The sequence below is a fragment of the Burkholderia sp. 22PA0106 genome, assembly GCF_047497155.1.
GTDB lineage: Bacteria > Pseudomonadota > Gammaproteobacteria > Burkholderiales > Burkholderiaceae > Burkholderia.
Map to the genome: position 1 here is coordinate 2267140 of NZ_CP163162.1, position 20147 is coordinate 2287286.

A 20147-nucleotide genomic window follows, 5' to 3' on the forward strand; every position below is an offset into this window, starting at 1 on the left:
AGAAACCATGAAAGAAGGCAAAGATGAAAAAAGCAATTTGGCCGGCCGGACTGATCGCATTGGCAGCCTGGTCCCCCGGACATGCCGTCGTGATCGATGAGGCAACCTTCAAGAGCTATGTCGGCGATACGGCGGACGTCGCGAACACGATCAAGACGCACAACGACACATTGCGCTCGTTCAGTTACGAGAGGCCGTGGCTCGCCGTAGGTCAACTGTGGGGCTGCACGGCAACCTGGCTCGGCAACAAGGACGGCTGGAGTTACGTGCTGACCGCCGCGCACTGCGTCAACTATGAAGGCACCGAGACCCCCATCAACAAGAACTTCTGGGGGTGGGACGGAAAACTCGCCGCGACCGGCCCCGGCACGGCCTACGTACCGCCGGAACGCATCAAGAAACCGGCGGGAATGGGCGGCGCCTCGACCGATATCGCCATCCTCAAACTGCCCACGGTGAATACGATCGTGGACAAGGCGGGCAAGCCGGTCGATCCGCCGATCCTGAACGATGCGCTCGACGAGAAAGGTCGAGACGTGATTTACGTCGGTTATGGAAGTTGGGGCGTTGGTAACGACACCAGCGGCGCTTATTCGCCGGCGAAGGGCGATCGACGGCTGTATGCACGCAGCCGGATAGACAGCATCTTCGAGCTCGATCACGGAATCAGCGCGAGCTACCAGCCTGCCGGCCCGTCGCCGTTTTGGGCAAGAACGGCGTCCGGCGACAGCGGCTCGTCATGGTGGCAGATGCGCGACGGCAAGCCCGTCATCATCGCGACAACCAACGGCGGTAACGGGAAATATTCGACAGGTCCGCGGGTATCGATGTATGCGGACTGGATCAAGTCGATCTATCCGGACGCGCGGTTTCTATCCGCCGAGAAGCCGCAGGGCTGCATCGTCAGCGTGAATACGGGGGATAGATATTGCCAGCCGGCCGGGAAAACGACCAATTCGCTGCCGTCGTGGATCTATGGGCAGGACGTCTACGTGGATGCGGCACCGGGCACTGCGGTGGCGCTGTCCGATTTTGAAAACCTTGCCTATAACCGAATCGCCACGTTCACCGGAACCGTGGAAAACGGCAAGCTCAAGCAAGTCTTGGCAGCCAATGGGAAGTATCTCGACTTCTCGAAGCCGCATTCGATGCGCGTGGTCAGCAATACCACCCCGCTCGGCTGTATCGTCAGCCTGACCACCAGCGCGAGATATTGCCTGCCCCCGGGGCAGCGCTCAGGGTACTTCTTGCCTTCCTGGATCTACGCCGATGAAGTTCAGGTTGAAGCCGCACCGGGAACGGCGGTCATGCTGTCGGATTCGGAGAACCTTATTTTCGGCCGGGTCGCAACGTTTTCAGGCCTCACCCAGAATTGGGAGCTGAAAGGGGTCAAGGACTGGAACGGCGAGACGCGGGATTTCTCGCGACCCAAGTCGATGCGCGTCATTCAGCAATAACGCAGCGTTGCGGATAGCGTCACGGGGCCGCTATCCGCACATTGCTTCACCCAAGGCCGCGCCGGCTCGCATTCAATGCGCCGCCGGCGCGGCCTTCGCCGCCTCCACTCGCCCCCCGCCCATGCGCGTCAGCACATGCTCGGTCATGCCGCGCGCCAGCTCCGTCTCGCTGATGAACACGGTGCCGACGCCTTCGCTCGTCAGCAGCGCCGCCTCCTCGCCGCTGTGCGTGCACAGCGCGATCTCGATCGACGGGTTCAGCGTGCGCGAAATCTCGACGATCTGGCGCACGTCGAACGTATCGGGCAGCGTGACGACCAGCATGCCGGCGCGCGCGATATGCGCCTGCACCAGCACCACCGGCTCGATCGCATCGCCGCTGACCGCCGCGATGCCCTGCTCGCGCAGCTTCTCGACCGTTTCGCGATTCTGTTCGACCACCACGTAGGCGATCCCGCGCTCGCCGAGCGCCTGCGCGATGCGCGCGCCGACGCGCCCGTAGCCCACGATCACGACCTGGCCGGTCAAGTGCGTTTGCGGCGTGGACATCGGCAGCGCGGCCAGCGGATCGTCGCGCGATTCGAGGCGGCGCGCGAACGCCGAATGCTTGCGAATCCAGACCAGCGCCGGCTCGATCGTCGCGAACAGCAGCGTGTTCATGGCGATGGAGATCAGCGCGACGGCCAGGATCAGGCTCTGCCCCTCGGCGGACAGCAGCCCGAGCGAGCGGCCGAGGCCGGCCAGAATGAAGGAGAACTCGCCGATCTGCGCCAGGCCCGCGCCGACCGTCAGCGCGGTATTGAGCGGATAACGGAACGCCAGCACCAGCGCGACGGCGGCCAGCGTCTTGCCGATCACCACGATCAGCGCCACCTCGATCACGTGCAGCGGCTGCTCGACCAGAATCGTCGGGTCGAACAGCATGCCGACCGAGATGAAGAACAGCACCGAGAACGCGTCGCGCAACGGCAAGGTGTCTTCGGCCGCGCGCCGGGCGAATTCCGATTCGCGCATCATCATGCCGGCGAAGAACGCGCCGAGCGCGAACGACACGTCGAACAGCTTGGCCGCGCCGAACGCCACGCCCACGGCCGCCGCGATCATGCACAGCGTGAACAGCTCGCGCGAGCCGGTGCGCGCCACCAGCCACAGGATGCGCGGGAACACGCGCTTGCCGACCACCAGCATCAAGGCGATGAACGCGGCCACCTTCAGGAACGTGACGGCGAGCGTGCCCCACAGGCTGCCGCCCGCCTCGGCGGCGTGGCCGGCCGCGCCCGCGGGCGCCTCGGGCGCGCCGCCGAGCAGCCCCGCCAGCGGCGGCAGCAGCACCAGCACGAGCACCATCACGAGATCCTCGACCACCAGCCAGCCCACCGCGATCCGGCCGTTGACCGTCTCGACCAGGCCGCGCCCTTCGAGCGCTCGCAGCAGCACCACCGTGCTGGCCACCGACAGCGCCAGCCCGAACACCAGCGCCGCGCCGATGCTCCAGCCCCAGGCCAGCGCCAGGCCGCCGCCGAGCGCGGTGGCCACCGCGATCTGCACGATCGCGCCGGGCAGCGCGATCTTGCGCACCGCGAGCAGGTCGCCCAACGAGAAATGCAGGCCGACGCCGAACATCAGCAGCATCACGCCGATCTCGGCCAGTTGCTGCGCGAGCGCCAGATCGCCGACGAAGCCGGGCGTGCCGGGGCCGATCACGATGCCGGCCAGCAAATAGCCGACCAGCGGCGGCATCTTCAGCAGCGAGGCGAGATAACCGAACACCATCGCGAGCGCGAAACCGGCCGCGAGCAGTGCGATCAAGCTGACGTCATGCGGCATCCATCCCCCTTTTTAATGTAATGAATTCGAAAGAATACAAGGATACGGGATGTCGGCGATGCGAGGGGTGGATCGGGTAAAAAAAGCCGGGAAAAGACGTGGGGAAATCGACGGTGCGCGGCCCATTCGACCGGTCTCAGGCAAAGCCGCGCATCCGCGCTGACGGAATTTCCCGCAGCCGGCGCCTTTCGCGACTTCGCCTGCCCGTCCGCCGCTTCGCGCGTCGCCGGGGTGGCCCATTAACGGCTGCATAGCATCCTCGACCTCGGCACGCCGAAGCGCAGTCGTGGGAGCGACCGCCTGCTCGAGCGATTGACGTGCAGAAAATCAAGAACATCAACCTCGAGCCGGAGCCTGCCATGAAGCCTAATCACATCGCTCGCGGGCCCTTGCGGGCCGAGCCTCAAGACGAGCCCGCGACGCCCGGGCCCTTGCAGACCCTCGAGCGGCGCGCCGGCCAAAGCTCGGTCATGCCGGAGCGGCTGCGCAATCTGGCGGACAAGGTGAGCGCGCGCAAGCAGGCGAATGCCGCCGGCAGCCTCAGCGATCAGGAACTCCTGCTGGCGGCTCGCAACCCGAACCTGAACGGGCGCGGCGTGCGTGCCCTGCAACGCGAGGCCGCGCATCGGCGCACGGCGGCGACCGTACCCGGCACCACCTCGCCGCCGCCGCCCGCCGCGGCGCCCCGGACCTCGGTCCTGCCGAACCCGATGCGCGAGATGCTCGACAAGGTCACCGGGCGCAAGCAGACCGCCAGGGCCGCGGCGCTCGGCGACGCGGAGCTGGCGCATCGGCTTGCCGGCCCCGCGCCGCAGGTGCAGCGCGACGCGCGCGCGTTGCAGCGCGAAGCGGCGAAGCGGCAGGGACAGCGCCCCGATACCGTCGGCGAGGCAGCCGCCGGCGATGCCCGAGTGACGATCGACCCATCCGGCTCGATCACGGCGCCGGCGCCGAGCGCCATCACCTTGCCTGCCGGCCCCATGATCGATATCGACTCCGGCGCCCTCGACCTGCGCCACCTGGAACAGACGGTCGCCGCGCTGGCCCAGGCGCTGCCCGAGCTTCCCGTGACGGGCTCGGCCACGCGTCTGCGCGCGCGGCTCGCGGACGAACTCGTCGGCATCGGCGCGACGGCGGCCAATCGCGATCTTCGGCCGGACCAGCGTGGCCTCGCCGTTCGCGACGGCTTCGCTCGCGCGGCGCGCACCGCACGCGTGCTGGCGCGCTACCTCGATCGCAACCATGTCAATCACGGCGCCGGCTCGGGCGGCACGACGGCCCGCGAGTGCGCCAAGTCGTATTTCCTGATCGCCGGCCTGATGACGGAGTTCAAGCGCACCCACCTGAGCGCGGCGGCGCCGGACCTGATGGCGCACTACGCCGAACGCGAGGTGGCCCGGCTCGAACGCGTCGCGCCCGGCATCGGCCAGGGCGTGTCGGGGCCGAACGTGGCGACCAGCACCGGCGCGAGCCTCGAGTATTCGGTCGGCGTCGGCCACGTGGCCGGCAGCGCGTCGGCGGGCCGGACCTTCTTCTCCGACGACGATCGCGACATCGATTTCTGGACGTCCTGCAGCATCGCGCTGCAGGGCGGCGCGGGCACCACGCTCGCGAACTGGGCCGCCAAGCTGAACGGCCAGGCCGCGTACGCCGCGGGCGGCACCTACTTCGAGCATGACGATCTGCGCGAACTCGTGAAGCTGGTCGCCAACATGGATGCGAACCGCTCGTGGATCACCGCGTCCGGCCCGAAGACGCGCAAGCTCGTGCATGGCTGGGAACACCTCAAGGACAAGGTGTCGCTGGGCCTCAACCGCAACTATGCGCCGGCGCCGGAACGGCCGTATTTCCTGACCGACCGGAAGCTCGCCAAGGGCTTCAACGGCGTGAAGATCGCGCTGCTGGCGATGATGCTCGACGAGGCGCAGCAAGCCCGCGGCGGCCGGCCGGTATTCGATGCGATCGTCTCGCGGGCCTACCCCGCCGCCGGCGACGTGCTGCGCCAGCGCCTGGCGGCCCGGCAGCCGCTGCCGCCCTCGACGCGCCGGGACGTGCCCGACTCGGTCGCCTACGCCGACGGCCGCGTGGCGTTCAGCGAGGCGACGCTCGCCGTGGACGCCAGCCTCGGTCGCGCCACCCGCGGCAACCCGAACCTTGGCGCCGGCGGCAACTTCGACCTGCTCGCGCGCGGCGACCTGCTGCAGTTCTTCACCGAGACGGCCAACGCCCCGCACCAGATCCTCGATCCGGCGCATCACAAGGATCTGAAGGCGACACTGGCGATCCACCGCCAGCTCGATGCCTCGTACACCGATGCGCCGCCGGCCGCCCTGCGCCTCTACCACCTGATGCGCAGCCGCCTGCAGGGCGCCGACGCCCCGCTGCCGCCGCTCGACCCGGGCGTCGCTGCGCTGTATGGCGAGGCCGCGTCGATCCCGGCGCAGTTCCGCAACGCGATCGCTCGCCCCTCGGTCGAGCAGTTGGGCCAGGTTGCGGCCGAGGCCGACGGCCTCAAGCACCTGTACCTGAACTTCATCGAGGACGCCGCCACACTGCTGGCGCGCAGCGACCGCGCGCTGCCCAAGCCGGCGCGCGAGCAGTTGAACACGCTGCGCGCCGAGGCTTTCGAGCGGGTCAATGCGGAAGTCTGGCATGGCGGCTACTCGCGCGCCGACGCGCTCGCCGATCCGGAAAAGTTCGTCGCGGCCAGCCAGGCGAGCGTCAGTCTCGCGCTTGGCGCGGTCGGCACGCATCTCGGCGTCGTCAAGGAACGCCTCTCGCACGGCGATGCCGAGCACGCGCACGCGGCGCAGCAGGCCGACCGCGGCTACGCGGAGGTGCGCGAGCTGCTCGACCGCCTCTACCTGCCGATGAAGAAGCACGACGTACAGAAGAATGGGCCGCTCAAGGAGCAGGCGCTGTGGCAGCGCTGGGACGTGCTGGTGCGCGGCACCGCCTCGGGCGGCGCGCAAGTGAACGCGCTCGGTGCACTGCTCGGCCATTGGCAGAAGTCGCTCGGGCCGGTCGGCATCGCCAGCGACACGGGCGGCCTGACGCTCAGCGCGGAGGCGAAATTCCTCTACGCCGACCATCAGATCAACCCGAGCCGGGTCGGCAAGTTCTGGCAGATCACGCTGACCGCGAACGCAGGCAAGCCGCTGGCGGGCGTTGCGTTGCAGGCGGCCGTGCGCGCCGCGGTGGGCCGGCTCAACGAGGCGCTCGCCACCGACCAGCCGAAGATCGACAGCGCCGAGATCGCGCGGCAGATGCAGGGGCTCGTGTTCGACGCGTCCGAGGGCAGTTCGATCGTGATGAAGTTCAGGCAGCCGCCGGGGCTCGGCATCCAGTCGACGCACCTGCAATACGTGCGCGTGCTCAACAACCAGAACGCCGGCCTCAACCTGTCGGTGACGGTGCCGACACACGTCGGCCTGTTCACGCCGGGCATCTCCCATACCGACTCCGCACAGGGTTTCGAGGGCGAGATCATGGGCTCGGACCTCAGCTACCTGATGCTGCAACATCCGAAGCTCGCCGCGCTGCTCGACCATCCGGACGCCGCCACGCCCGAGGGGCTGGCGGCGCTGTTCGACGCCAATCCGCGCGTGCGCAACGGCTATTTCGCCACCGCCTCGACGATCGTCGACACGGTGCAGCGCTACGCCGACTTCCTCGGCGCGAAGGCGCAGGCCGCGCAGGGCGGCACGCCGCTCGCGGACGCGCCGAAAACCAACGAGTTCTTCCGGTACTACGCGTCGGCGCCGTTCCAGCGCGTGGCCGAAACGGCGCGCCAGGTGCAGCGGCACGCGCCCGGCTCGACGGCCGCCCCGGCGGCGCCGGCCGGGCACGCGTCGCTGGCGGAGGAGGTGAGCCTGGCCGGCGTCGATCTGGCGGCCGCGAAGGCGCGGCTCGAGGGCGCGCGCTCGATCCGCGAGCGCACGGCCTACCTGTGCGGCGAGGGCCGGCCGCTGCTGGACGCCTTCGCGGCCATCGTCGGCAGGACGCGCGAGATCAATGCGAGCGCGATGTTTCATGCCGAGTCGCGCGACATCGGCTTCCAGACGGTGTTGCGCGATGCGTCGCGCGGCTGATGCAAGGGCGAGAGGCCGCGGCGCGGCCTCGCTCAAGGGCGTCAACGCCCGATTCGGCGGTTCGGCAGGCAGTCGGAGCGCATTCAGGCGATGCGGGTGATCAGCCGGCAGCCGCAGCTCGCCTGATGGCCGTTGCGCGCGCACGGCACGCCGTGATCGGTGATCGCGGCGTCGCCCTGGGCAATTTCATTCGGATGAACGTCCGGATGACGCCGGCACTTGACCGCGTCGCCCAGGCGCGCCACCGGCCGCCCGCCGTAGCGCATGTCGGCCGAGGCGGCGAGCACCTCGCCGCCGCGTTCGAGCGTGCCGCCGAGCCGGATCAGGTCGATCACGAGGCGTTGAAAACCTGGCTGCACGGCAGCTTGGGGCCGCCATCGATGCTCAGGTCGAAGTACGGCTTGCGGTCGAAATGCCGTGCATCGGCATCGGGGTCGGGAATCGCGCGAGTGCGCTGCAACACCAGCGTCTTGCCGCTTTGCAGGCGGATCGACATGAACGCGGCGGACGCGTCGAAGCTCGGCGCGCCCCACGACGCCTCGATCTTGCCGCCCGTGCCATGCGACAGATAGATCGACAGCACCTGGTCCCACTGCGCGCGCGGCACGGCCTTCATCTGATCGTTGTCGGCCTGCGGCGTGCCGACGTCGAGGTTCAGCGTCTTGCCGCCGGGTTCCTTGCAGGCGAACGACTGGTTGCCGCCGAAGCGGCTCTGGAACGCGCCGAACGGGTCTGGCGCGCCCGAGGCGGCCATCGCGGCGCCCGCCATGCAACCGAGCAGCACCGCCAATGCGGCCGCCCCGCGTTTCATCGACTTCATTTGACCCACGCTCCCATGACCGTTGTGACCGTGACATTCAAGATCCCTGAATAATGCAATGTTTTTCGATATCGAATCGCCCCCTCGATTCGGAACGCGAACAATTTCACCCAATCCCCGGCACAAGATTTCGGCATGCCCCGCCGAAACGGCATTTCCTGTCGTTTGCCCCGACGATTTCCGCACCCGCTCCGGCTATCGGCTGGCTACCATCGAGACATCGCCGTACCCGTCCCACCCACTTCCCATGAGGCCCCGACCATGTCCCGCTCGCCGCTCATCGACGCCGACCGCCGCCACCTGATCCACCCCGTCATCAACTACCGTGCCCACGAAGCGCGCGGCACCACCGTGCTCGAATCGGGCCACGGCGCCTACCTGCGCGACACCGACGGCAACGAGCTGCTCGACGCGTTCGCGGGCCTCTGGTGCGTGAACGTCGGCTACGGCCAGCAGAGCATCGTCGAGGCCGCGACGCGGCAGATGATGAAGCTGCCCTACGCGACCACGTATTTCCATTTTTCGTCGGAGCCCGCGATCGAACTGGCCGAGAAGCTCGTCTCGCTCGCGCCCGCCTCGCTGAAGCACGTGTACTTCACGCTCGGCGGCTCGGACGCGATCGATTCGGCCGTGCGCTTCATCACGCATTACTACAACGCCACCGGCCGCCCGTCGAAGAAGCAGATGATCGCGCTGGAGCGCGGCTATCACGGCTCGTCGTCGACGGGCGCGGGCCTGACCGCGCTGCCGGCGTTCCATCGCCACTTCGACCTGCCGCTGCCGACCCAGCATCACCTGCCCTCGCCGTACGCGTACCGCAGCGAGCACGGCGCCGACGACGCCGCGCTGATCGCCGCGTCGGTGGCCGCGCTCGAAGCGAAGGTGGCCGAACTCGGCGCCGACAACGTGGCCGCGTTCTTCTGCGAGCCGATCCAGGGCTCGGGCGGCGTGATCGTGCCGCCGCGCGGCTGGCTGAAGGCGATGCGCGACGCGTGCCGCCGCCTCGGCATCCTGTTCGTGGCCGACGAGGTGATCACCGGCTTCGGCCGCACCGGCCCGCTGTTCGCCTGTGCCGACGAACAGGTCGAGCCGGACCTGATGACGGTAGCCAAGGGCCTGACCTCCGGCTATGTGCCGATGGGCGCGGTGCTGATGTCGGACGAGATCTATCAAGGCATTGCCGGCGACGCGGCCGATACGGCAATCGTCGGCCACGGCGCGACGTATTCGGCGCACCCGGTCAGCGCGGCGGTCGCGCTCGAAGTGCTGCGCCTCTATCACGAAGGCGGCCTGCTGGCGAACGCGCAGACGCAGGCGCCGCGCTTCGCGGCCGGCCTCGACGGCCTGCTCGACCATCCGCTGGTGGGCGATTCGCGCCATCGCGGCCTGCTCGGCGCGCTGGAACTCGTGGCGAACAAGACCACGCGCGCGCGCTTCGATCCGGCGCTGAAGCTGTCCGAGCGCATCGCGGCGTCGGCGTACCGCAACAAGCTGATCTTCCGCGCGTTCGGCGACAACATCCTCGGTTTCGCGCCCGCGCTTTGCTTCGGCGAGACCGAATTCGGGCAATTGTTCGAACGCCTGAAGACGACGCTCGACGAGGTGCTGGAAGACCGCGAGGTGCGCGCCGCACTCGCCTGACGCGGCGCCGCCCGGCGGGGTGGCGCGTGCTAACATCGGCCTGCTTGCGCATGCGGGGCGCCCTTTCGGCGCCCCGCCCGCATTTTCACGGCACACCGCGATGATCCTCCCCGCCCACAGCAAGCTGGACCGTATCGACCTGCGCATCCTCTCGCATCTGCAGAAGAAGGGGCGCATGACCAACGTCGAACTGGCCGAGGCCGTGGATCTCTCCCCCAGCCCGTGCCTCGCGCGCGTCAAGCGCCTCGAAAAAGCCGGCTACATCGCCGGCTACGGCGCGCAGGTCCAGATCGAAAAGCTCGGCGACGTGCAGATCGTGTTCACCGAGGTCACGCTCGCCGATCACCGCCGCGAGGATTTCGCGAAGTTCGAGGCGGCGATTCGCCCGGTGGACGAGATCGTCGAATGCCATGTGGCGAGCGGCGGCTACGACTATCTGCTGAAGTTCGTCACGCGCAGCGTGCATCACTACCAGAGCGTGATCGAGGGCTTGCTCGACCGCGAGATCGGCATCGAGCGCTACTTCAGCTACGTGATCATCCGCACGCCGTTCGTCAAGCATGGCTGGCCGCTCGACGCGCTGTTCGGTGCGCGGCAGGACACGCCGCCGGGCTGAACCGCGCGGCGCACGGCGTGCGCATCGGCACGCAAACCATCCATCAGGAAACCGGAAGATTGCCGGCCGGCGCGCCGGCACTGAGCCATTCGCGCGGCGTATGGCCGAGCACACGCTTGAAGTGGCGGCACAGATGGCTCTGGTCGAAGAAGCCCACCTCGGCCGCCACCACCGACGGCGACACGCCACGTCGCAGCAGCCGCTGCGCATGGCGCACGCGCACGATCCGCACGTATTGCTGGGGCGACACGCCGATCTCGGTGCTGAAACGCGCCGCGAAACGCGACACGCTGAGGCCTGCGGCTTCGGCCAGATCGGTCAGGCTGATCGGCTCGGCGAAACAGGCGTGGATGAAATCGAGCGCGCGCTGCACGGCGCGCGTCGCGCCGGCCTCGCCCTGCGAAGGCGAGGCGGCGGCCGAAGCAGTGGGAGAAGCGGCGGACGCGCCCGTGGACGACGCGCCGGGCGGCGCATCGGGGCGATGACAAGCCGGAGCGGTCTGCATCGCGTGCACCGGCTCAGGCGGCCGGCGCCGATTGCGGGCCAGGCACGACAGGCGCAACAGCACCCTGAGCGGCCGCCTTCTGGCCCCCGAAGCGGCGGATATCGAACGGCTCGATCGGCGTGACGGTCGCGCCGGTGGCGATCAGCTCGGCCATCGTGTCGCCCACGCCGGGCCCAAGCTGGAAGCCGTGCCCGCAGAACCCGAACGCATAGAACAGGCCGCTCGTGGTGCCGCTGGCGCCCATGATCGGCCGGTCGTCGGGCATGTAGCCCTCGACGCCGCTCCAGGTGCGAATGATGTTCAGGCGCTTGAGTGCCGGCGCGACGCGCTGCGCCTCGCGGAACTGCAGCAGCGGGCTGGTCGGCAGCACCTTGGCGCGGCGCGCGTCGAGAAACGCCGGGCCGCGCGCGCAGCCGCCGATCACGAGGTTGCCGCGCTTCACCTGCCGGAAATACACGATCTCCTCGAGCAGCGGCGACGACACGCCGATCGCCGGCCCGATCGCATACGGCACCGGCTCGGTCACCGACATTTGCGGGCCGTGCACCGCGATCGGCACCGGCTCGCCGAACTGCGCGCTCAACTGGCTGCCCCACGCGCCGGCCGTGATCAGCAGCGTGCCGGCATGGAAGCTGCGGCCATCGGCGGCCGTGGCGCGAAAGCCGTTGCCTTCCTTCTCGACCGAAACGATATCGGTGTTCTCGTGGATCTGCGCGCCGAGCCTGGCCGCCGCGCGGCCGAACGCGGGGGCGGCGAGCCGCGGGTTCGCGTGACCGTCGACCGGCGCGTACGAACCGGCCAGCACCTCGGGGCCGATGTACGGAAACCGGCGGCGCAGCGCATCGCCGTGCAGCATCTCCAGATCGAGGCCGTAATGCTTCGCGTCGCGCGCATAGGTTTCGAACATGTCGGCCTGCTCGCTGCGGTAGCACACGCGCAGATGGCCCGACATCAGGAATTCGGCGTCGTGCCCGATCAGTTCGGGCAGGCGCAGCCAGATCTCGCGCGAGCGGTTCGCCAGCGGCAGTTGCGGCAGGAAACGGCCCTGCCGGCGCACGTTGCCGAAGTTGGTGCCGCTCGCCTGCTGGCCGATCAACTGGCGTTCGAGCAGCGTCACGGACAGCCCGCGGCGGCGCAGGAAAAACGCGGAGGACGCGCCCATGAAGCCGCCTCCCACGATCAATACATCGGCATCTTCGCGCTTCACGTCGGTTCCTCCACGCTCACCGTCGCCATCGCGAGCGGCTTGACGGGCGCCTGCCCGCGCAGCCGGCCCACCTGTTCGAGCGGCACGCACGCGGCGGCCGCGATGATTTCGGCGGCCGCATGGCCGCAATAACGGCCCTGGCAGCGGCCCATGCCGACGCGCGACAGCGCCTTCGCACGGTTCGCTTCCTGCGCGCCTTCCTCGCGCGTCACGCGGCGCAATTCGCCGGCCGTGATGCCTTCGCAGCGGCACACGACGGTGTCGTCCGGCACGCTGGCGGCTTGCTTCGCAGGCCAGACGAAGGCTTCGGCCAGCCCCTGGCGGAAGCGGTCCATGCGTTGCTGATCGCGCTTGAGCGCGGCCAGCGCCGCGCTGTCCACCTCGCGGCCGAGGTCGAGCAGGGCTGCATAAGCCGCAAGCCGGCCCGCGTTTTCCGCGCCGTCGGCGCCGAGCACGCGCACGCCGTCGCCGGCCAGATACACGCCCGGCTCGCTGCTGCGGCCCAATTCGTCGATCTGCGGCAGCCATTGGCGCGTGGGCGCGTCGAAGCGGAACGCGCAGCGCGCGAGATCGGCCAGTTGCGTTTCGGGGCGCAGGTGATAGCCGATCCCCACCGCATCGCAGTCGATCTGCTCGAGCGCGCCGCCCGCCGTCCGGAACCGCACGGCCTGCACGCCATCCTCGGGGGTCCCGACGATCTCGACCGGCTCCACGCCGTTGCGCATCGTCACGCCGGCGCGCTTGAGCGCGCTCACCAGCACCCGGCCCTTGCGCAGCACGTCGAAGCGCGCCAGCAGCTTCGGCAGCGCGCGCAGCCGTGCGCCGGCCGGCGAGGTGTCGAGCACCGCCGCCACCTGCGCGCCGGCCTGCACGTACTGGCTCGCGACCAGATACAGCAGCGGCCCGGTGCCCATGAACACCACCCGCCGCCCGATCGCGCAAGCCTGCGATTTCAGCGCGATCTGCGCCGCGCCGAGCGTGTAGGTGCCCGCGTATTGCCAGCCCTTGACCGGAATCAGCCGGTCGGTCGCGCCGGGGCACAGGATCAGCGCGTCGTACGGCAACGCGCTCGCCTGGCCGTCGCGTACCACGTGCACATGGCGATCCCAGATGGTCCAGGCCAGCGTTTGCGGCCGGTAGTCGAGTTGCCCGCGCAGTTGCGAGAACGTGTCGTGCAGGTCCTGCGCGCGCGGCGCTTCGGTGCCGTACAGCTTCGCGTACGGCCGCGTGAAGCCTTCCGGCTGACGCCGGTAGATCTGGCCGCCGTCGCGGCGGCCTTCGTCGATCAGGGTGGGCCGAAGGCCCGCGGCCAGCAGCGTCTGCGCGCAGCGCACGCCTGCCGGCCCCGCCCCGACGATCACGATGCGAGGTTCGCCCATTGCGCCTCCGGTTCGGTGGTCACGATCCGCATTCCCGCCTCGACGACGGTGGTGCACGCACGCAGGCGCTCGCCCGCATCGGTCCAGACCCAGCAATCCTGGCACGCGCCCATCAGGCAATGGCCCGCGCGCGCCTCGCCGCCGAATTCGGAATGGCGCACCTGGCGCACCGAGCACAGCAGCGCGGTCAGCAGCGTGTCGCCTTCGAGCGCCGCCACGTCCTGCCCGTCGATCGCGATGCGCACGGTATCGCGGCCGGTCTCGGCCAGCCGCACGAAACGTCCGGTCATGGGTGCGTTCATGCCGCGGCCCCTCCCGCATTGGCGCCTTCGCGCTCGCCCGGCACTTCGGCAGGCTTGCCAAGCACATGGCGCAGGAATTCGCGGGTACGCGCCTCGCGCGGCGAGCCCAGCACCTGCTTGGCGGTGCCCTGCTCGATGATGTGGCCGCCGTGCAGGAAGCACACGCGATCGGCCACCTCGCGCGCGAAGCCCATCTCGTGCGTGACGACCAGCATCGTCATGCCTTCCTTGGCCAGCGTGCGCATCACGTTGAGCACCTCGCCCACCAGTTCCGGATCGAGCGCCGAGGTCGGCTCGTCGAACAGGATCGCCTTGGGCTTCATCGCCAGCGAGCGCGCGATCGCCACGCGCTGCTGCTGGCCGCCCGACAACTGATGCGGGTAGTAATGCAGCTTGTGGCCGAGGCCCACCTTGGTCAGCAGTTCCTCCGCGTTGCGCTGCGCGTCGTGGCGCGGCTCCTTCTTCACATGCAGCGGGCCTTCCATCACGTTCTCGAGCGCCGTGCGGTGCGGGAACAGGTTGAAGCGCTGGAACACCATGCCCACTTGCGTGCGCAACTGGTTGATGTTGCGCGCGCGCTGCTCGACGCGCTCCCCGAGCAGCTTGATCTCGCCCGCATCGTACGATTCGAGCGCGTTGATACAGCGCAGCAGCGTGGATTTTCCGGAGCCGGACGCGCCGATCAGACACACCACCTCGCCCTGCTCCACGTTCAGCGAGATGCCGTTGAGCACGGACACGCTGCCGAAGCTCTTCTGGACGTTGGAAATTTCGATCATCGCAACCTCACTTCTTGGCCTTGTGCTTGCCGAAACGGCGCTCGAGGTACTTCGTCATGCTCATCAACGGCAGGCTCATCAGCAGATAGCCGATCGCCACCAGCGTATACACCGTGATGTTCTGGAACGTCGAGGCGGCGATCAACTGCCCCTGGCGCGTCATCTCGGCCACCGTGATGGTGGAGGCCAGCGACGAATCCTTCAGCATCATCACCAGCGTGTTCGCGTACGGCGGCAGCGCCACCTTGATCGCCTGGGGCAGGATCACGCGCACCATGGTCTTCACGCGGCCCATGCCGATCGATTGCGCGGCTTCGTACTGGCCCGGGTCGACCGACTCGATGCCGGAGCGGATGATCTCGGCCACGTAGGTCGAATAGCCGAAACTGAGCCCGATGATGCTCGCCTGCAGCGCCGACACCTCGATATGGATGTCCGGCAGAACGAAATAAATATAGAACAGCAGGACGATCATCGGCAGGCCGCGCACCACGTTGATCAGCGCGCTGACCGCGGTGACCAGCGCCGGGTAGCGCGACATCTTGAGCAGCGCCCACACGAGGCCCAGGGCGGTGCTGAGCACCAGGCAGCCGATCGTGATGATGATGCTCATCGTGGCGCCCTGCAGCAGGATCGGAACAAAATCGACTATGTCGTGCCAACGCATGGGATACCTTGTACAGTCGTTCGCGATTGCTCGCTGTGATTGCGGCGCGCCGCGCGGGCGGGCCGGCTCGGCGCGCGGCGGCCGGGGCCGGGGAACGCCCGCCGTGCCGCGTCCGGTCGTTCAGTGGCGGATCAGCTCGCCAGGTGCCACTTCTTCAGGATCTTGTCGAGCGTGCCGTCGGCCTTCATCTTGGTCAGCGCGTCGTTCACCTTCGCCAGCAGCGCCGCGTTGCCCTTCTTCACGCCCACCGCGATGTCGAACTTCTGCATCGGCACGTAATCGTCGTCCACCCGCGTGCCGGCCATCGCGCCCGCGGCTTCCTGCGCCTTCAGGATCGGGTAATCGTTGAAGCCGGCCACGATGCGGCCGATCGCGACGTCGCGCGTCATGTCGGCCGGGCTGTCGTACATCTTCACTTCCTTGAAGATGCCGAGCTTGACGAGTTGATCTGCGTAATCGGTGCCGGTCGGCGCGCCCACCGTCATGCCCTTCAGGTCCTGGATCGAGCGGTAGTTCGTTTTGTTGGAATCCTTGACGATGATGCCTTCGCCGAACGCCGTGACGGGCTGCGAGAAATCCACCACTTCGGCGCGCTTCGGGGTAGGCGTCATGCCGGCCACGATGATGTCGATCTTGCCCGACACCACCGCCGGAATCAGCGCCGAAAACGGCACCGCCTGATACGACACGTTGAAGCCCTCGCGCTTGCCGATCTCGCGCACGACTTCCGGCATGATCCCCTCGATCTTCTGCGTCTTGACGTCGAGGTAGGTGGTGGGCGCGCTCGACGGCGGCGAGCCGGCCGTCAGCGTGGGCTGGTCGGCACGGGCGGCGGTAGCGCCGAGCAGCAGCGACAGGGCAACGAAAGCAAGAGTGGTACGCGTCATGGTCTGATTTCCTTCTGGATGTCGAAATATCGGTGCGTCGCTGCCGTCTCGAACGACGGCGCACGGCATCGGTTCAGTGAAGCACGTCCTGCAACCGGTAATACGCGCCGACGAGCGGCAGGAACCACGCGCGCCCGAAATGTCCGGGAATCGCAGGCCAGTCGAGCGTTCGCCACGGGTTGCGCGTGGCGGCGCCGAACATCACGTCGGCCATCACGCGGCCCATGTGCACCGACATCTGCACACCGTGGCCGCTGTAGCCCATCGAATAGAACAAACCCTCATGCTCGCCGGCGCGCGGCAGCCGGTCGGCCGTCATGTCGACCAGGCCGCCCCAGCAGTAATCGATGCGCACGTCCGCGAGCTGCGGGAAATACGCGAGCATGCCGTCGCGCAGGATCTGGCCGCTCTTGGCGTCCGAGCGCGGATTCGACATCGCGAAGCGCGCCCGCCCGCCGAACAGCAGCCGGTCGTCCTGGGTCGGACGGAAATAGTTGCCGATCTGGCGCGTGGTCACGTACGAGCGGCGCGTCGGCAGCAACGCGTCCATGCGCGCGCGGCCGAGCGGCTCGGTCACCACGATGAAGCTGCCGACCGGCGCGATGCGGCGGCGGAACCACTGCAGCGGGCCGGACTGCGACGCGCCGGTGGCGATCAGCACGCGGTCCGCGCGCAGCGTGCCGCGCGCGCACTGCAACTCATGAGCATGGCCGCCCAGCGATTTCATGCCCGTCACCGGCGTGTCCTCGAAGATCGACGCGCCGTGCCGCATGGCCGCTTCGGCGAGCCCCGCGCCGAACTTGCCCATGTGCATCTGCACGCCGTTGTTCTGCACCAGGCCGCCGTAGAAACCATCGGAAGCGATCTCGTCGCGAATCCGCTCGCGGGAAATCAGCTCGACGTCGGCGTCCACCGAGCGGCGCAGCGCGTCGCAGGTCTTCTCCAGCGACGCGAAGTGATGCGGCTTCGCCGCCAGCTTGATCTTGCCGCTGCGGCGCAGGTCGCACGCGATGCCTTCCTGCTCGACGATCTCGGCCACGCTCGCCACCGCATCGGCATAGGCGCGATAGAACTGCGTGGCGCGCTCGATGCCGAGTTTGGCCGACATGCCCGCGAAATCCTGCGCGATGCCGGTGTTGCACTGGCCGCCGTTGCGCCCCGAGGCCTGCCCCGCCGCGCGCCCCGCTTCCAGCACCGCCACCGACACGCCGCGCCTGGCCAGCGCCAGCGCCGCCGACAAGCCGGTGAAACCGCCGCCGACGATCGCCACGTCCACGCGGGCGGGCAGCGCCGCATCGGCAGGCTGCGTGAGGCGCGGCGCGGTATCGAGCCAGTACGAATCGAGCTTCATGGTGTTGCGTTCCGTGGGTGTCGTGGGCAATCGGGGCGAACCGCTCGCGGCTTACAGGCCGAGCTGTTCGGCCAGATGCGGCAGGCTTTTGACTTCGTTGACCTGGTAATACGGCGTCAGCGGTTCGTGGCCGCGATTCACGAACGCCTTGTGCTTGATGCCCATGTCGTAGGCCGTCATCAGGTCGTAGCGGAAGCTCGACGACACGTGCAGCACGTCTTCCGGGTTGCAGTCGAGCTGATCGAACATGTATTCGAACGCCTTGCGCAGCGGCTTGTAGGCCTGCGCCTGCTGCGCCGTGTAGACCTGGTGGAACGGCGCGCCGAGCTTGGCGACGTTGCTGTCGATCTGCTCGTCGGCGGCGTTCGACAGGATCACCAGCTTGTATTTCGACGCAAGGCGCGACAGGCCTTCCGGCACGTCCGGATGCGGGCCCCAGGTCGGCACGGCTTCGTAGATCTTCAGCGCGGTGGCCTCGTCGAACGGCACGCCGGTGCGCTCGCAGGTGCGGCGGATCGAGTTGATCACCACCTCGCGGTACGGCTTCCATGCACCGAGGATTTCGTCGAGCCGGTAGCCGCGAAAGAATTCGACGAACTCGTCCATCTTCGCCGGGGAAAGCTGCTCGCCGTACAGCTGGCGGGCCGTCTCGCCCATCTGGAAACGGGTCAGCGTGCCGTAGCAGTCGAAAGTGATGTACTTCGGCTCGAAATCGATCATGGTCTGCATCCTGTCGTCGTGGCGAACCCGTGGCGGGTTCTGTTCAAAATGAGCGCGGCGGGCGGCGCACGTCGCGCGATCCATCAGGGATACTGATTAAATTCGCGCGGCCCGCGGTTACGGTGAAGCGTGCTGCGGCGCCCCGCACCGCCGAGCCGGCGGCATGCGGGACACATCGGGTCAGACGGTGTCGAAATCGATCAGCACGCTCTTGTGACGCATGCTCGCTTCCAGCGCCTGCCGGCCCAGGTCCTTGCCGATGCCCGACTGCTTGAAGCCGCCGGTCGGGATGATCATGTCGCCGCTGCGGCCATACCGGTTGATCCACACCGTGCCGGCGGCGATGCGGCGCATCGCGCGCAGCGCCTGGCCGATGTCGCGCGTGTGCACGCCGGCCGCCAGGCCGTAGGTCGGGTGACCGGCCAGTGCGATGCCTTCGTCCTCGTCGTCGAAGGTCTGCACCGTCAGCACCGGGCCAAACAGTTCCTCGCGCACCGCCGCCGTCTCGGCCGTCACGTTGGCGAGCAGCGTCGGGCGATGGAACCAGCCGTCTTCCGTGCCTTCGAAGAAGCCGCCGCCGCAGATCAGCTCCGCGCCCTGCCCGCGGCTCTCGTCCACCAGCGCCGCGATCCGGCGCGCCTGGCCACTGCTGATGATCGGCGAGTAGCGCGTGGCGGCCGACCACATCGGCCCCGGCGCGATGCCGGCCAGTTCGCGCTGCACGGCCTCGATCAGCGGCTCGGCCAGCCGGCGATGCACGATCAGCCGCGTGCCGGCCACGCAGGCCTGGCCGCCGTTGGCGGTGAAGCCGCGCGCCACGCAGCGCGCCGTGTGCGCGAGGTCGTGCACGTGCTCGAACACCAGTTGCGGGCTCTTGCCGCCGAGTTCCAGCGTGACGGGCTTGGTGCCGTGAAACGCCGCCTCGCTCATGATCGCCGCGCCGGTGCGCGTCGAGCCGGTGAAGCTGATCTTGGCGATGCCGGGGTGGCGCGTGATGGCCGAGCCGGTGGTCGCGCCACGGCCGTTCACGACATTGAAGATGCCGGGCGGCATGCCCGCCTCGATCGCCAGTTCGGCCAGGCGCAGCGTGGAGAACGGCGTCATTTCCGAGGGTTTCAGCACCACCGCGTTGCCGGCCGCGAGCGCCGGGCCGCATTTCCACGAGCACATCGACAGCGGGAAATTCCACGGCGTGATCGCACCGATCACGCCGTACGGCTCGGACGCCACGAAGCCGAGGCTGTCCTGCCGCGTGGCGGCGATGTCGCCGCCGAGCTTGTCGGCCAGTTCCGCGAAGAAGCGAATCGCCTCGGCCGTGAACGGCACGTCCGACGCATACGCCTCGGCCACCGGGCGCGTGGAGCTGACGGCCTCCAGTTGTGCGAGCGCCACCGCGTTCTCGTCGATCAGTTGCGCCCAGCGCGTCAGCACGCGGGCACGTTCGCGCGGCGAACGCGTCGCCCAGCCGCTCGTCTTCACTGCTTCGAGCGCGTTCGACACGGCCTCGTCGACGGTGGACGCGCTCGCGTCGGGAACATGGCCGAGCAGGCGGCCGTCGGACGGACGATGCACTGCGATCGGTTCCTCATCGGTGTGACGATAGACGCCGCCGATGAAGTGCCCCTGCGGCAGCGCAATGGCGGACGGATCGAAATCCAGTGACGGTGTAGTCATGCTCGGCCTGTTCGAGAAACATGGGGTGGTTTCCGCCTTAGCGGCAGAATGAACAACCACGCGATGAAGTTCATTATAGTGAACGACCGATGTTTTCCTAGTGATCAAAAATAATTCTGCAAAAAACTTCCGGGCCTGGTTGGCTACGCGAGAAACGGGCCAGGCCGGTGCCGGGCCGCGCCCTTTTATAGAGGGTTGCGCGCGCCATGCAGCGCGCCCGGATG

General features: G+C 68.3%; 17 protein-coding genes. 4 read left to right on the forward strand and 13 right to left on the reverse strand.

All coding sequences use genetic code 11. The annotated features are described in order from the left end of the window. Window positions 1-23 precede the first annotated feature (23 nt). Complete coding sequence (locus AB4850_RS09655) at window positions 24-1457, forward strand: trypsin-like serine protease (protein ID WP_414439594.1); 1434 nt, start codon at window positions 24-26, stop codon at window positions 1455-1457. A gap of 72 nt (window positions 1458-1529) precedes the next feature. Here the strand turns inward: AB4850_RS09655 and AB4850_RS09660 are convergent, their stop codons facing one another. Continuing rightward, entirely contained in the window at window positions 1530-3284 is a 1755-nt protein-coding gene (locus tag AB4850_RS09660) for a cation:proton antiporter (RefSeq protein ID WP_414439595.1), read from the reverse strand. Window positions 3285-3715: 431 nt separating this feature from the next. Here AB4850_RS09660 and AB4850_RS09665 point away from each other — a divergent pair, with 431 nt between their 5' ends. Next, the gene (locus AB4850_RS09665) at window positions 3716-7375 is read left to right on the forward strand and encodes a type III effector protein (RefSeq protein WP_414439596.1); all 3660 of its coding nucleotides are present in this window, start codon (window positions 3716-3718) and stop codon (window positions 7373-7375) included. An 83-nt stretch (window positions 7376-7458) separates the two neighbouring features. Here AB4850_RS09665 and AB4850_RS09670 read toward each other — a convergent pair whose 3' ends face one another. Both AB4850_RS09670 and AB4850_RS09675 read right to left on the reverse strand, forming a co-directional pair. After that, window positions 7459-7710 carry a PAAR domain-containing protein gene (locus tag AB4850_RS09670; RefSeq protein WP_414439597.1) on the reverse strand — a complete coding sequence of 84 codons (252 nt, stop codon included), beginning with the start codon at window positions 7708-7710 and terminating at the stop codon, window positions 7459-7461. Further along, complete coding sequence (locus AB4850_RS09675) at window positions 7707-8195, reverse strand: hypothetical protein (RefSeq protein ID WP_414439598.1); 489 nt, start codon at window positions 8193-8195, stop codon at window positions 7707-7709. The genes AB4850_RS09670 and AB4850_RS09675 overlap by 4 nt, the downstream gene beginning before the upstream one ends. A gap of 261 nt (window positions 8196-8456) precedes the next feature. Between AB4850_RS09675 and AB4850_RS09680 the strand changes: the two genes are divergently transcribed. Together AB4850_RS09680 and AB4850_RS09685 are read left to right on the forward strand one after the other, a co-directional pair. Next, window positions 8457-9836 (forward strand): aspartate aminotransferase family protein, encoded by a 1380-nt coding sequence (locus tag AB4850_RS09680; RefSeq protein WP_414439599.1) that lies wholly within the window; start codon window positions 8457-8459, stop codon window positions 9834-9836. Between the two features lie 100 nt (window positions 9837-9936). Continuing rightward, complete coding sequence (locus tag AB4850_RS09685) at window positions 9937-10452, forward strand: Lrp/AsnC family transcriptional regulator (RefSeq protein WP_414439600.1); 516 nt, start codon at window positions 9937-9939, stop codon at window positions 10450-10452. A 43-nt stretch (window positions 10453-10495) separates the two neighbouring features. Here AB4850_RS09685 and AB4850_RS09690 read toward each other — a convergent pair whose 3' ends face one another. The 10 genes from AB4850_RS09690 to AB4850_RS09735 all read right to left on the reverse strand — a co-directional run bounded on the left by AB4850_RS09690 (window position 10496) and on the right by AB4850_RS09735 (window position 19923). Next, window positions 10496-10957, reverse strand: a complete 462-nt coding sequence (locus AB4850_RS09690; protein ID WP_414439601.1) for a helix-turn-helix transcriptional regulator — start codon at window positions 10955-10957, stop codon at window positions 10496-10498. Between the two features lie 13 nt (window positions 10958-10970). Then, entirely contained in the window at window positions 10971-12164 is a 1194-nt protein-coding gene (locus AB4850_RS09695) for an NAD(P)/FAD-dependent oxidoreductase (protein WP_414439602.1), read from the reverse strand. Beyond that, window positions 12161-13543: an FAD-dependent oxidoreductase gene (locus AB4850_RS09700; RefSeq protein ID WP_414439603.1), complete on the reverse strand. Its 1383-nt coding sequence runs from the start codon at window positions 13541-13543 to the stop codon at window positions 12161-12163. The genes AB4850_RS09695 and AB4850_RS09700 overlap by 4 nt, the downstream gene beginning before the upstream one ends. Next, entirely contained in the window at window positions 13522-13833 is a 312-nt protein-coding gene (locus AB4850_RS09705; RefSeq protein ID WP_414439604.1) for a (2Fe-2S)-binding protein, read from the reverse strand. The genes AB4850_RS09700 and AB4850_RS09705 overlap by 22 nt, the downstream gene beginning before the upstream one ends. 8 nt (window positions 13834-13841) lie before the next feature. After that, window positions 13842-14624, reverse strand: coding sequence for an amino acid ABC transporter ATP-binding protein (locus AB4850_RS09710; protein WP_414439605.1), 783 nt, complete (start codon window positions 14622-14624; stop codon window positions 13842-13844). Between the two features lie 7 nt (window positions 14625-14631). Continuing rightward, window positions 14632-15291 (reverse strand): amino acid ABC transporter permease, encoded by a 660-nt coding sequence (locus tag AB4850_RS09715; RefSeq protein WP_414439606.1) that lies wholly within the window; start codon window positions 15289-15291, stop codon window positions 14632-14634. Window positions 15292-15422: 131 nt separating this feature from the next. Further along, on the reverse strand, window positions 15423-16178 hold the full coding sequence (locus AB4850_RS09720; protein ID WP_414439607.1) for an ABC transporter substrate-binding protein: 756 nt from the start codon (window positions 16176-16178) through the stop codon (window positions 15423-15425). Window positions 16179-16251: 73 nt separating this feature from the next. Then, entirely contained in the window at window positions 16252-17529 is a 1278-nt protein-coding gene (locus AB4850_RS09725; protein WP_414439608.1) for an NAD(P)/FAD-dependent oxidoreductase, read from the reverse strand. A gap of 51 nt (window positions 17530-17580) precedes the next feature. Continuing rightward, entirely contained in the window at window positions 17581-18249 is a 669-nt protein-coding gene (locus AB4850_RS09730) for a haloacid dehalogenase type II (RefSeq protein WP_414441998.1), read from the reverse strand. 180 nt (window positions 18250-18429) lie between these two features. Beyond that, complete coding sequence (locus tag AB4850_RS09735) at window positions 18430-19923, reverse strand: aldehyde dehydrogenase family protein (protein ID WP_414439609.1); 1494 nt, start codon at window positions 19921-19923, stop codon at window positions 18430-18432. Window positions 19924-20147: the final 224 nt, after the last annotated feature.